Source organism: Pseudomonas sp. HMSC063H08 (assembly GCF_001813645.1).
Taxonomy (GTDB): Bacteria; Pseudomonadota; Gammaproteobacteria; order Pseudomonadales; family Pseudomonadaceae; genus Pseudomonas; species Pseudomonas aeruginosa.
Genome location: NZ_KV813620.1, coordinates 222601 through 234652 on the forward strand (window position 1 = coordinate 222601; position 12052 = coordinate 234652).

Below are 12052 nucleotides of genomic sequence, written 5' to 3' on the forward strand. Positions count from 1 at the left end.
CCCGAAGGAGTGCGCGTGATGGCTGCGAAGAAGATCCTGATGCTGGTTGGCGACTATGCCGAAGACTACGAAACCATGGTCCCGTTCCAGGCCCTGCAGATGGTGGGCCACCAGGTGCATGCGGTGTGTCCGGACAAGCGGGCCGGGCAAAGCGTGCGCACCGCCATCCACGATTTCGAAGGCGACCAGACCTACAGTGAGAAGCCGGGCCACAACTTCACCCTCAATGCCGACTTTGCCCAGGCCCGCGCCGAGGATTACGATGCCCTGCTGATCCCCGGCGGCCGCGCCCCCGAATACCTGCGCCTGAACGAGCAGGTGCTGGCTCTGGTGCGTGCCTTCGACGCCGCGCGCAAGCCGATCGCCGCGGTCTGCCATGGCGCCCAGCTGCTGGCCGCCGCCGGCGTCCTGCAAGGGCGGGCGTGCAGCGCCTATCCGGCCTGCGCCCCGGAGGTGCGGCTGGCCGGCGGCGAGTACGTCGACATTCCGTTGGACCAGGCCCACGTCGACGGCCACCTGGTCACTGCGCCGGCCTGGCCGGCGCATCCGGCGTGGCTGGCGCGCTTCCTCGAGGTGCTCGGCACCCGCATCAGCCACTGAGACCCAGGAGACCCCCGCGCATGTGCGAACTCTATGTGAAAGCCGACCCGATCCTCTATGAATCGCGCTCGCGTTCCTTGCGCATCCGCGGGGTGGTGACCACCCTGCGCCTGGAGAACCAGTTCTGGGACATCCTCCGGGAAATCGCCGAAGGCGAGGGCCTGAGCACCAACCAGTTGATCACCAAGCTCTACGAGGAAGTGATGGACTATCGCGGCGAGGTGCTCAACTTCGCCTCCTTCCTGCGTGTCAGTTGCACCCGCTACCTGGCGCAGCGGCGCGAGAAGGTCGCCGAGCTGAGCCTGGTCGGCCAGCGCGCCCAGGCCTGAGGGGAGGGAAGACGCGACCGGGGTGAAACGTTTAGGCTGGTCGCACTTCCTCCCCGATCCGGCGTCGCCTCGTGAAATACTCCCTGCCCACCACGGCCACCGCGCCGTTCTGTCCCTCGGCGGTCAGCCACAGCGTGGCGGTGCCGGCCGACGCCTCGCCGCTGCGCAAGCTGGCGCTGTTCGTCGGCCCCGGCCTGCTGGTCTCGGTCGGCTACATGGACCCCGGCAACTGGGCCACCGCCATCGAGGCGGGCTCGCGCTTCGGCTACGCGCTGCTGTTCGTGGTGGTGCTGGCGAGCTTTTCCGGGATGCTCCTGCAAAGCCTCTGTTCGCGCCTGGGGATCGCCACCGGCCGCGACCTCGCGCAGCTCTCCCGGGAGCGCTACCGCCCTGGCGTGGCGCGTGGCCAATGGCTGCTGGCGGAGCTGTCGATCGTCGCCACCGACCTTGCCGAGGTGCTCGGCGCGGCGCTGGCCTTCCACCTGCTGCTGGGAGTCTCGATTACCACCGGGGTGGTCCTCACCGCCTTCGATACCCTGATCGTGCTGGCCCTGCAGGGCGCCAACTTCCGCCGCCTGGAGGCCATAGTGCTGGGGCTGATCGCGACCATCGGCGCGTGTTTCTTCGTCGAACTGGTGCTGATCGGCCCCTACTGGCCGGATGTCGCCGCCGGCCTGCGGCCATCCTGGGACACCCTGAGCAGCCAGGAGCCGCTGTACCTGGCGATCGGCATCCTCGGCGCGACGGTGATGCCGCACAACCTCTACCTGCATTCGTCCGTGGTGCAGACCCGGGTCAGCGGCGACGACGCGGCGAGCAAACGCTCGGCGATCCGCTTTTCCCGGCTCGACACCATCGGCTCGCTGTCCCTGGCGCTGCTGGTCAATGCGGCGATCCTGATCCTCGCCGCCGCGGCTTTCCACGGCAGCGGCCATACCGAGGTGGTGGAGATCCAGGACGCCTACCACCTGCTCGACCCGTTGGTGGGCGGCGCCCTGGCCAGCTTCCTGTTCGGCTTCGCCCTGCTGGCGGCAGGGCAAAGCTCGACCTTCACCGGCACCATTGCCGGGCAGGTGGTGATGGAGGGTTTCCTCCGGGCGAAGATTCCCTGCTGGCAGCGGCGCCTGATCACCCGCGGCCTGGCCCTGGTGCCGGCCTTGATCGGCGTGCTCTGGCTGGGCGAAGGCGCGGTAGGCAAGCTGCTGGTGTTCAGCCAGGTGGTGCTTAGCCTGCAATTGCCGTTCGCCCTGTGGCCGCTGATTCGCTTCAGCAGCGACCGGGGCCTCATGGGGGAATTCGTCAACCCGCGCTGGGTCAGCGCGCTGGCCTGGTCGTTGTTCGGCCTGATCTCGGCGGCGAACCTGACCTTGCTGTATTTCTGGTTCGGCTGAACCAAGGCGCCTGCGGCGCTGCCAGTCCAGGCTCCGGCCAGTGGCCGTACGAAAAAGCCCGGCGCGGGGCCGGGCTTTTCCAGGGATGGAGCAGGCTTACTTGACCTCGACCGCCAGGCTTTCGGCGATCTTCTTCTGCCAGACCGCCGGGCCGGTGATGTGCACCGACTCGCCGTTGGTATCGACCGCGACGGTGACCGGCATGTCCTTCACCTCGAACTCGTAGATCGCTTCCATGCCCAGTTCGGCGAAGGCCAGCACCTTGGACTTCTTGATCGCCTGGGCGACCAGGTAGGCGGCGCCGCCGACGGCCATCAGGTATACCGCCTTGTTGTCCTTGATCGCCTCGATGGCGATGGGACCGCGCTCGGACTTGCCGATCATGCCCAGCAGGCCGGTCTGTTCGAGGATCTGGCGGGTGAACTTGTCCATCCGGGTGGCGGTGGTGGGACCGGCCGGGCCGACCACCTCGTCGCCGACCGGATCGACCGGGCCGACGTAATAGATGAAGCGGCCTTTCAGGTCCACCGGCAGCGTTTCGCCCTTGTTCAGCATGTCGACCATGCGCTTGTGCGCGGCGTCGCGGCCGGTGAGCATCTTGCCGTTGAGCAGCAGGGTCTCGCCCGGTTTCCAGCTTTGCACCTCTTCCGGGGTGATCTTGTCCAGGTCGACGCGGCGCGCGGACGGGCCGGCTTCCCAGACGATCTCCGGGTAGGCGTCGAGCGACGGCGCTTCCAGTTCGGCGGGGCCGGAGCCGTCGAGCACGAAGTGGGCGTGGCGGGTCGCGGCGCAGTTGGGGATCATGCACACCGGCAGCGAGGCGGCGTGGGTCGGGTAGTCCATGATCTTGACGTCGAGCACGGTGGTCAGGCCGCCCAGGCCCTGGGCACCGATGCCCAGCTGGTTGACCTTCTCGAACAGCTCCAGGCGCAGTTCCTCGATGCGGTTCTGCGGGCCGCGGGCCTTCAGTTCGTGGATGTCGATCGGGTCCATGAGGACTTCCTTCGCCATCACCGCTGCTTTCTCCGCGGTGCCGCCGATGCCGATGCCGAGCATGCCCGGCGGGCACCAGCCGGCGCCCATGGTCGGTACAGTCTTCAGCACCCAGTCGACGATCGAGTCGGACGGGTTGAGCATGGCCATCTTCGACTTGTTCTCCGAGCCGCCGCCCTTGGCCGCGACATCGACCTCGACCTTGTCGCCGGGAACGATGGAGTAGTGGATCACCGCCGGCGTGTTGTCCTTGGTGTTCTTCCGCGCGCCGGCCGGGTCGGCCAGGATCGAGGCGCGCAGGACGTTCTCCGGCAGGTTGTAGGCGCGGCGCACGCCTTCGTTGATCATATCGTCGACGCTCATGGTAGCGCCGTCCCAGCGCACGTCCATGCCGACCCGGACGAACACGGTGACGATCCCGGTGTCCTGGCAGATCGGGCGGTGGCCGGTGGCGCACATGCGCGAGTTGATCAGGATCTGCGCCATGGAGTCGCGGGCAGCCGGCGATTCTTCGCGCAGGTAGGCCTCATGCATGGCCTGGATGAAATCGACCGGGTGGTAGTAGGAGATGAACTGCAGGGCATCGGCGACGCTCTGGATCAGGTCGTCTTGCTTGATCACGGCCATGGAGCACGGTCCTCTTCAGGCGGGTAATTCGGATGCGGGGCAGGGTCACGGAGCCGGCCGCAGCCGAGGAGCGCGCCGGTCAGGCACCGGCGCAAAAAAGGCGCGACAGTATAGCCGTTCCGGCGAGACGGGCGCACGCGCCGACGATCAGACCTTGGTCGGCCAGCCGGCTGGTCGGCCGATAAATCCGCGGTCCGCTAGCTGGCAGTTCGTTCGACTAGGCAACCCGCAGGGGGCAGGGTACATTGCGGCCAGGTGCCATTACGGGACGGAGCCCATGCGCACAGACAAGCCTCCTCTGAAACAGCGTGCGCTGCAAAAGCTCTTGCTCCGCCGGTTCGGCATGGCCGCAGGCACCTACCTGCTCGGCCTGGTCCTGCTCTGGCTGGCGCTACTCAGCGGCTTCTACCGCGCAGCGCCGACCACCGCGGCAGCCAGCACCACCCTGGTGGTGGCTTGCCAACTGGCCTTCCTCTGGCTGTTCGCCAGCGGTCGCAACCTGCGTTACGCCGATCCCAGCCTGACCGAGCCGCAGGTGCTGGTGGCGATCGCCTGGCTGACCTATTTCCTCTATCACGTCGACAGCCTGCGCGGCACCTTCATGGTGTTCTACGTGCTGGCCCTGCTGTTCGGCGTGTTCCAACTGCCGCCGCGGGTCTTCGCCCGCTGTGCGGCGCTGGCGTTCATCGCTTTTTCCGGCATCTACCTGGTAGAGGCCTTGCAGCAGCGTCTCGAGCTGCCGGGCCGGGCTGCATTGCAGGTGCTCGTGATGTTCATCGTAATGGTCTGGCTGAGCCTGTTCGCCAGCTACATACAGGCGATGCGGCAACGCATGCGCCAGCGCCGCTATGCCTTGCAGGCGCACCAGGACACGCTGCGCGGCATGATGCGCCAACTGGAAGACCTGGTGGCCACCGACGAACTCACCGGGCTGTTCAACCGCCGGCATTTCATGCGCCTGGCCAGTCGGGCGCTGGAAGACCTGCTGCCGAACCGGCAGCACGGCCTGGCGCTGATCGACCTCGATCACTTCAAGCGGATCAACGACCGCCACGGCCACGCCGCCGGCGATCGGGTCCTGCAGACCTTCGCCGCGGTGGCGCGTTCCTGTCTACGCGATGGCGACGTCCTGGCCCGTTACGGCGGCGAGGAGTTCGTCCTGCTGCTGCCCCACGCCGACGCGGAACAGCTGGAAAGCTGTTGCGAACGCCTGCGCCTGGCGTTCGAACAGGCGGAACCGGTCGGGGTCACGGTGGATACCCTGAGCCTTTCGGTGGGCATGACCCTGCTGTATGCCGACGACGATCTCGACGAGGCCTTGCAGCGGGCCGACCAGGCGCTCTACCGTGCCAAGCGTGGCGGACGAAACCGCTGCGACGCCACCTGGGAGGTCACCAGTGCCTGACATACGGGTCGGCGAGCGACGTCTTGCCGTCGCCGCCGGCAGCAACCTGCTGGATGCGCTGCTCGCCGGCGGCATCGCCGTGCCCCATAGCTGCCGCGCCGGCAGTTGCCACGCCTGCCTGGTGCATTGCCTGCAGGGCGAGGTGGAAGACACCCTCCCGGAGGCGCTCGATCCGGTACGGCGCGAAGCGGGCTGGCGGCTGGCCTGTCAGTGCCGGGTGCTCGGCGACCTCGTGTTGCAGCCTTTCGATCCTGAGCGCGACGGGCTGCCGGCCAGGGTCGTCGCCTGCCACTGGCTGGGCGATGTGCTGCGCCTGCGCCTGGAGCCGGAGCGGCCCTTGCGCTATCGCGCCGGGCAGCACCTGCTGCTGTGGAGCGACGATGGCGTGGCGCGTCCCTATTCGCTGGCCAGCCTGCCTCACGAGGACCCATGGCTGGAGTTCCACATCGACTGTAGCGCTCCCGGCGCGTTCTGCGACCGCGCCCGGCGCCTGGCGCCTGGCGCGCTCCTGCGTCTGGGCGAGTTGCGCGGCGGGGCGTTGCGCTACGAGCCGGACTGGCAGGAGCGACCGCTGTTGCTGATGGCCGCCGGCACCGGGCTGGCGCCGCTCTGGGGGATACTTCGCGAGGCCTTGCGCGCGGAACACCAGGCGCCGATCCAGCTACTGCACCTGGCGCGCGACCACTACCTGGCGAGCGAGTTGGCGGAGTTGGCCGGGCGTCATCCGCAACTGCGCGTCAACCTGGTGTCGGCGGCGCAGTTGCCCTCTGCCTTGGCCGATCTCCGCCTTGTTCCGCGGCGCAGCATGGCCTTACTCTGCGGCCAACCCGTCAGCGTCGAACGCTTCGCCCGGCATCTCTACCTGGCCGGCGTACCGCGTAGCCAGACCCTGGCGGACCTGTTCCTGCCCCACGCCTGACGCGGCGCCGGTGGCGGTGCCTTGCAGCCATTGCCGCGGCCTTGCGCCGCATCCCTGGAGTGACGATGAGCGAGCTGATTCGGGTCGAACGCGAAACAGGGCTGCTGACCCTGCGCCTGGACCGCCAGGACAAGAAGAACGCGCTGACCCGCGCGATGTACAGCCGGATGGCCGAGGCGCTGCTGGAGGCGCAGGCCGATACGGCTGTGCGGGTAGTGCTGATCACTGGCGGCGATGCCTGCTTCACCAGCGGCAACGACATCCTCGACTTCCTCGAGCAACCGCCATCCCTGCGCGACAGCCCGGTCGGCCGCTTCATGAGCGCCCTGCTGGAATTCCCCAAGCCGGTGATCGCCGCGGTGAACGGACCGGCGGTGGGTATCGGCACCACCCTGCTGCTGCATTGCGATCTGGTCTTCGTTGGTCGCAACGCGCGATTGAAGATGCCGTTCGTCAACCTCGGCCTGACACCGGAGTTCGGCTCGAGCCTGATCCTGCCGCGCATGCTCGGTCATGCCAGGGCTGCGGAATTGCTGATGCTTGGCCAGGACTTCAGCGGCGAGCAGGCGGCGGCCTGGGGCCTGGCCAATGCGGCGCTGGAGGATGGCGCCACGGTGCTGGAGCACGCCCGCGATGCGGCCCGGCGCTTCCTGCACCTGGCGCCCTCGGCGGTAGTGGAGAGCAAGCGCCTGATGAAAGCGCCGTTTATCGAGGAGCTTCGCCGGGTGATCGCCGAGGAAGGCGATATCTTCAGTACCCGACTGCGCTCGCCCGAGGCGATCGAGGCGCTCAGCGCCTTCATGCACCGGCGCCAGCCGGATTTCTCCAGGTTCGCCTGAGCACACCGCTGTTGGGCCAGCGGAGCGACGATCCGTAGGGCGGATAACGCCCCAGGCGTTATTCGCCGCGATGCGGCTGAAACGGCGGATAACCGCGTAGCGGTTATTCGCCCTACACCACGTTGAGTTAGCGGAGCGCCGGTCCGTAGGGCGGATAACGCCACGGGCGTTATCCGCCGCGACGTGCGCTTATACCAGCAGGTCGCCGACGTGCAGCACCTTCATGGTGTTGGTGCCGCCCTGGGCGGTGTAGCTGTCGCCCTTGGTCAGGATCACCCAGTCGCCCTTGGTCACCACGCCGCGCTTGAGCAACTCGTCGACCGCGGCCTGGCTGACCTTCTCCGCCGGCAGCGCCGCCGGGTCGAAGGGGATGGTTTCCACGCCGCGGAACATCGCCACGCGAGCCTGGGTCTCGCGGTGCGGGGAGTAGGCGTAGATCGGTACCGACGAGCGGATGCGCGACATGATCAGCGGGGTGAAGCCGCTTTCGGTCAGGCAGATGATCGCCTTGATCCCCGGGAAGTGGTTGGCCGTGTACATCGACGCCAGGGCGATGCTCTCGTCGCAGCGGTCGAAGGTCTGGCCGAGGCGGTGGCTGGATTTCTGGCTGGTCGGGTGCTTCTCGGCGCCCTGGCAGACGCGGGCCATGGCTTTCACCGCTTCCACCGGGTACTCGCCGGCGGCGCTTTCCGCCGAGAGCATCACCGCGTCGGTGTAGTCGAGCACGGCGTTGGCCACGTCGGAGACTTCCGCGCGGGTCGGCATCGGGCTGTGGATCATCGACTCCATCATCTGGGTCGCGGTGATCACCACTTTATTGTTGCGGCGGGCGTGCAGGATGATCTTCTTCTGGATGCCGACCAGCTCGGCATCGCCGATTTCCACGCCGAGGTCGCCACGGGCCACCATCACCGCGTCGCTGGCACGAATCAGGCCGTCGAGGGCGTCGTCGTCGGCGACCGCCTCGGCGCGCTCGATCTTGGCCACCAGCCAGGCCTTGCCTCCGGCCTCGGTGAGCAGGCGGCGGGCGTATTCCATGTCCTTGGCGTCGCGCGGGAAGGAAACGGCCACGTAGTCCAGGTCCATGTCCGCGGCCAGCTTGATGTCGGCCTTGTCCTTGTCGGTCAGCGCCGGCGCGGTGAGACCGCCGCCGCGGCGGTTGATGCCCTTGTGGTCGGACAGCGGGCCGCCGATCAGCACCCGGCAGCGCAGTTCGTCGGCGGTGACTTCCTCGACCACCATCACCACCCGGCCGTCGTCCAGCAGCAGTTCATCGCCGACCCCGCAGTCCTTCACCAGGTCCGGGTAGTCGATGCCGACCACTTCCTGGGTACCGGCGTCGCGGGCGTGGCTGGTGGAGAAGCGGAACTTGTCGCCGACCTGCAATTCGATGCGCTTGTTGGCGAACTTGGCGATGCGGATCTTCGGTCCTTGCAGGTCGCCGAGCAGGGCGACGAAGCGGCCGTGCTTGGCCGCCAGTTCGCGCACCAGCCTGGCGCGGGCGCGGTGTTCATCGGGGGTGCCGTGGGAAAAGTTGAGGCGGGCGACGTCGATCCCGGCCAGGATCAGTTGCTCCAGCACTTCCGGGGAATTGCTGGCTGGGCCGAGGGTAGCGACGATTTTGGTGCGGCGAACGGACATGCAAAGGACTCCTTGGATAACGCTGGCGTGCAGGCTACCACCGGCGAGGCTCGGCGGCGACTGCGGAGTCATACTATCTGCATCAGATGTCATTTGTCGGTTTGAGCACCAGCAGGTCGCATTCCACCTCCTCCAGGACGCGTTCGGCGGTTTGCCCGATCAGCGCGTTGTCCAGGTGCCCCCGGGCGACCGCGCCCATCAGCAGCAGGTCGATGTCGTTGGCCCGGACGAAGTCGGGGATCGTCTGCTCGGCATAGCCGGCCAGCAGGTGGCGGCGCTCCGCGGCGATCTCCGGGTAGGCTGCCAGCAGGTCGTCGAAGGCCTGGCGGTGACGTTCCTCATGTTGCAGCACGAAACGCTCGTAGCCGGCGAGCATTTCCGCGTCGAACAGCAGGCTGCGCGGCATCGCCGCGTGGGTATGCAGGTAGTCGGCGCGCAGCCCCAGGCTGGCTTCGAGCTGGCGGGCGGCGGCGATCAGCCGGTGATCGAGGGCGGCCGGCTTGTCGCTGGCATGCAGCGGGTCGAGCGCCGCGCACAGGCGCTGGCCGCGCCAGGCGTCGTGATGGACCAGCCAGAGCGGCTGCGGGCAGTGGCGGATCAATTGCCAGTCGCTGTTGCCCAGTAGCAGGCGGCGCAGCAGGTTGTGCTTGCGGGTGCTCTTGAGGACCAGGTCGGGCCGGGTTTCGCCGACCCGTTGCAGGACCATCCGGTCCAGCGGCTTGCCCCACTGGGCCTCGACCTGAGTGCGGATGCCGGCCTGCTGCAGCGGCATGGAAAGCTGCTCCAGCCAGGTGACCCGTTCGTCCAGGTAAAGGTCGCGGGCACGCTGCAGCGAGTGACTGTCGAAGAACAGCCCGCCGTCCAGCGCCGGGTTGAAGTCGCACAGCAGCAACTCGACGCTGGCGCCGCTGCGTTCGGCGATCCACTGGGCACGGGTAAGGGCCGGCTGTTCGTCGCTGCTCGGGTCGACGACCACCAGCAGGTTATGCAGGTTCATGGCAACGCTCCTGGCACTGGGCGGGAATGCCATTGCAGACCAGGCGCCGCGACGGGCGCTTGATCTGGGTCAGTCCGGCGGGGATCAGCGCGGTTGCACGTTGAGCGCCTGGTCGAGGTGCCGGCTGGCCTTGTTCGACAATTCGCCTTCAGGATAGTCGAGCAACTGGCGGCGCAGGTATTCGATGGCCTTGTCGCGGTTCGGGTGCGGGTTGTCTGGCGCCAGGTACATCAGGCCGAGCTGGTAGAGGGCCTTTTCCTTTATACCGGCAGGAATCGCCGGATCGTTGACCGCCAGCAGGTAGAGCTCGGCGGCCTCGTCGACGCGATCCTTGAGCACCGCGCGGCGCGACAGCAGGGTCATGTCCGGGTCGAGGCTGGTCTTGTAGAGGTCGAGGTTCTGCTGCGGCTTCCAGGTGGCGAGCAATTCGCGGGCGCTCTTCTGCACCGGCTCCCTGGCTCGCTGGCGCATCGCCAGCAGGCGCGCCTGGGCATGCTCGGCGGCGTGGGTGCCGGGGAACTCGCGGACCACGCGCTGGAAGTAGTCGGTGGCCTTGGCGTCGTCGCGCTGGTCGTTGTAGCGGCTCATGTAGATCAGGCCGATCTGGTACAGCGAGATACCGCGCACCTCGGCGCTGTAGCGGCTATTGTCGTAGCCGGTGAGGTAGAGCTTCTCCGCCTCGGCGCTCCTGTTGTCGCGGATCGCCATGGCGCTGTAGGTCAGCAGGTCGCCTTCCTCCTCGATGGCGGCGGTCATGCGGTTGCTCTTCATCTGCTTGTATTCGGCGACTTCGCCAGTGGTCACCTGGGCGACGAACAGCGGCGTGGTCGGCGAACAGGCGGCCAGCAGCGACAACAATGGGAGCAGGACGAGACGGCGGGCGAAGCGCATGGCATCTCCTTGGCGCCAGGGCGAGAGCCACCCCAGTCTAGTCAGGCCCTTCAGTCACGCCAATACGCGCCGATACAGTTCCCAACGGAGGATATGCCTATGCGAAGCTTGATCGTTGCCTGCCTGGCGCTGAGTGCCACCGGTTGTAACAGCTGGTCGCTGAACAGCGACCTGAACGGGGCCTACCGCGCCTACGACAAAGGCGATTGCGCACAGGTGATGCTCGACCTGTCGCGGGCCGAACGGCGGATTCGCGCGCGGCCCTACCTGCAGCCGGAAATCTCGCTGCTGCGCGGCCAGTGCCTGGAACGCCAGAGCCTGTTCGTCGACGCGGCGCAGACCTACCACTTCATCATCGCCCGTTACCCCACCAGCGAATATGCCTACCGTGCCAAGGCGCGGCTGGAGACCTTGCGCCAACTGGGCCGGCTGAGCGAGACGCCGGCCTCGGCCAGCGCCGTGCCGACCCGCCTGTAGGCGGCCGGGAGACTGGACGGGCGTTCAGGCTGACCGTCGGTCGCATGGGACCCCGGTCGATCCGGTAAGCTTCGTCCTGGATTTCACGGAGGAGGTTCGCATGCGTGCCCTGTGGTTCTGTGTCGCCCTGATGCCCGTGCTGGCGCAGGCGGACATCTATCGCTGGACCGATGCCCAGGGCAAGGTACACTTCTCCGCCACGCCACCGGCCGGCGCGCAACGCGTCGAAGTCAGGCCGCAGGTGGTGGAACGTGACGCCGCGACCCGCCAGCGCGAGCAGCGCACCCAGGAGTATTTCGATGCTCGTCGCGAGGAACGCACCGCCGCCGCCGAACGTGCCGGCCAGCGCCAGGCTGCGCTGGCCGAGGAATGCGGGCGCTTGCGGCAACAGTTGTCCCAGCTCGAACGCGGCGGCCGCTTCTATCGGCAGGACGCCGGCGGCGGGCCGGTTTACCTGAGCGATGCCGAGCTGGACGCCATTCGTCGCGAACTGGCCTCGCGGGAGTCCGAACGCTGCCGCTGAGCTTGTTCCCCGAGCGCCGGCATCGTCATACTGGACTGCAAATCATAGCGAAATGCCATTATGGGTCTTCAACGACATATCCAGCGCCATCAGTTGCCCAGCTACCTGAAGGTGTTCAATCGCATCACCGATAAGCCGATGGGCTACATCGGCAACGTCTCCGAGGACGGCCTGCTGCTGATCAGCCAACTGCCGATGCTGGTCGGCGCGCGTTTCGAACTGCGCCTGAAGGTTCCGGGACTGGGCGGTCGCCCGCAATGCATCGATTTTTCCGCCGACTGCCGGTGGACCTGCGAGGACGTCACGCCCGGTCATTTCGATTCCGGCTTCCACCTGCTGGCGCCGCCCGCCGAATTCCTCGAACTGGTGGAGGCGCTGCGCCGCTACTTCAGCTTCCCCCGCCAGCCGCAGTCGGTCTGA

At 67.3% G+C, this 12052-nt stretch carries 13 protein-coding genes; 9 read left to right on the forward strand and 4 right to left on the reverse strand.

The window, feature by feature from the left end:
* The first annotated feature begins 15 nt into the window (after positions 1–15).
* From HMPREF2924_RS31610 to HMPREF2924_RS31620, 3 genes are all read left to right on the forward strand, one after another.
* Positions 16–600 (forward strand): DJ-1/PfpI family protein, encoded by a 585-nt coding sequence (locus HMPREF2924_RS31610; protein WP_003134656.1) that lies wholly within the window; start codon positions 16–18, stop codon positions 598–600.
* A 20-nt stretch (positions 601–620) separates the two neighbouring features.
* A complete protein-coding gene (locus HMPREF2924_RS31615) occupies positions 621–929 on the forward strand; it encodes a ribbon-helix-helix domain-containing protein (protein ID WP_003093942.1) in 309 nt (102 codons plus the stop codon).
* A gap of 83 nt (positions 930–1012) precedes the next feature.
* Positions 1013–2320, forward strand: coding sequence for an Nramp family divalent metal transporter (locus tag HMPREF2924_RS31620; RefSeq protein WP_073699919.1), 1308 nt, complete (start codon positions 1013–1015; stop codon positions 2318–2320).
* A gap of 96 nt (positions 2321–2416) precedes the next feature.
* On the opposite strand, the gene HMPREF2924_RS31625 is transcribed toward HMPREF2924_RS31620, so the two are convergent.
* Entirely contained in the window at positions 2417–3940 is a 1524-nt protein-coding gene (locus tag HMPREF2924_RS31625) for a fumarate hydratase (protein ID WP_003093938.1), read from the reverse strand.
* 277 nt (positions 3941–4217) lie between these two features.
* On the opposite strand from HMPREF2924_RS31625, the gene HMPREF2924_RS31630 reads away from it, so the two are divergent.
* From HMPREF2924_RS31630 to HMPREF2924_RS31640, 3 genes are all read left to right on the forward strand, one after another.
* On the forward strand, positions 4218–5345 hold the full coding sequence (locus tag HMPREF2924_RS31630) for a GGDEF domain-containing protein (RefSeq protein WP_003093937.1): 1128 nt from the start codon (positions 4218–4220) through the stop codon (positions 5343–5345).
* Positions 5338–6264: an iron-sulfur-binding ferredoxin reductase gene (locus HMPREF2924_RS31635; protein ID WP_003134650.1), complete on the forward strand. Its 927-nt coding sequence runs from the start codon at positions 5338–5340 to the stop codon at positions 6262–6264. Before HMPREF2924_RS31630 ends, HMPREF2924_RS31635 begins: the two co-directional genes overlap by 8 nt.
* 65 nt (positions 6265–6329) lie before the next feature.
* Entirely contained in the window at positions 6330–7103 is a 774-nt protein-coding gene (locus HMPREF2924_RS31640) for an enoyl-CoA hydratase (protein ID WP_003110043.1), read from the forward strand.
* A 189-nt stretch (positions 7104–7292) separates the two neighbouring features.
* On the opposite strand, the gene pyk is transcribed toward HMPREF2924_RS31640, so the two are convergent.
* From pyk to HMPREF2924_RS31655, 3 genes are all read right to left on the reverse strand, one after another.
* Positions 7293–8744, reverse strand: coding sequence for a pyruvate kinase (pyk, locus tag HMPREF2924_RS31645; RefSeq protein ID WP_003134648.1), 1452 nt, complete (start codon positions 8742–8744; stop codon positions 7293–7295).
* A gap of 82 nt (positions 8745–8826) precedes the next feature.
* The gene (locus HMPREF2924_RS31650) at positions 8827–9741 is read right to left on the reverse strand and encodes a universal stress protein (protein ID WP_003134646.1); all 915 of its coding nucleotides are present in this window, start codon (positions 9739–9741) and stop codon (positions 8827–8829) included.
* Between the two features lie 84 nt (positions 9742–9825).
* Positions 9826–10632, reverse strand: a complete 807-nt coding sequence (locus HMPREF2924_RS31655) for a tol-pal system YbgF family protein (RefSeq protein ID WP_003093924.1) — start codon at positions 10630–10632, stop codon at positions 9826–9828.
* 93 nt (positions 10633–10725) lie between these two features.
* Between HMPREF2924_RS31655 and HMPREF2924_RS31660 the strand changes: the two genes are divergently transcribed.
* The 3 genes from HMPREF2924_RS31660 to HMPREF2924_RS31670 all read left to right on the forward strand — a co-directional run bounded on the left by HMPREF2924_RS31660 (position 10726) and on the right by HMPREF2924_RS31670 (position 12052).
* A complete protein-coding gene (locus tag HMPREF2924_RS31660) occupies positions 10726–11109 on the forward strand; it encodes a tetratricopeptide repeat protein (protein ID WP_003120855.1) in 384 nt (127 codons plus the stop codon).
* A gap of 100 nt (positions 11110–11209) precedes the next feature.
* Positions 11210–11632 carry a DUF4124 domain-containing protein gene (locus HMPREF2924_RS31665; protein ID WP_003093901.1) on the forward strand — a complete coding sequence of 141 codons (423 nt, stop codon included), beginning with the start codon at positions 11210–11212 and terminating at the stop codon, positions 11630–11632.
* Between the two features lie 60 nt (positions 11633–11692).
* Entirely contained in the window at positions 11693–12052 is a 360-nt protein-coding gene (locus HMPREF2924_RS31670; protein WP_003093898.1) for a PilZ domain-containing protein, read from the forward strand.

Bases quoted from the DNA above. Each gene is read 5' to 3' on its own strand.
- HMPREF2924_RS31615 (WP_003093942.1), top strand. From the start codon at position 621: ATGTGCGAACTCTATGTGAAAGCCGACCCGATCCTCTATGAATCGCGC.
- HMPREF2924_RS31625 (WP_003093938.1), bottom strand. From the start codon at position 3,940: ATGGCCGTGATCAAGCAAGACGACCTGATCCAGAGCGTCGCCGATGCC.
- HMPREF2924_RS31630 (WP_003093937.1), top strand. From the start codon at position 4,218: ATGCGCACAGACAAGCCTCCTCTGAAACAGCGTGCGCTGCAAAAGCTC.
- HMPREF2924_RS31640 (WP_003110043.1), top strand. From the start codon at position 6,330: ATGAGCGAGCTGATTCGGGTCGAACGCGAAACAGGGCTGCTGACCCTG.
- pyk (WP_003134648.1), bottom strand. From the start codon at position 8,744: ATGTCCGTTCGCCGCACCAAAATCGTCGCTACCCTCGGCCCAGCCAGC.
- HMPREF2924_RS31650 (WP_003134646.1), bottom strand. From the start codon at position 9,741: ATGAACCTGCATAACCTGCTGGTGGTCGTCGACCCGAGCAGCGACGAA.
- HMPREF2924_RS31655 (WP_003093924.1), bottom strand. From the start codon at position 10,632: ATGCGCTTCGCCCGCCGTCTCGTCCTGCTCCCATTGTTGTCGCTGCTG.
- HMPREF2924_RS31660 (WP_003120855.1), top strand. From the start codon at position 10,726: ATGCCTATGCGAAGCTTGATCGTTGCCTGCCTGGCGCTGAGTGCCACC.
- HMPREF2924_RS31665 (WP_003093901.1), top strand. From the start codon at position 11,210: ATGCGTGCCCTGTGGTTCTGTGTCGCCCTGATGCCCGTGCTGGCGCAG.
- HMPREF2924_RS31670 (WP_003093898.1), top strand. From the start codon at position 11,693: ATGGGTCTTCAACGACATATCCAGCGCCATCAGTTGCCCAGCTACCTG.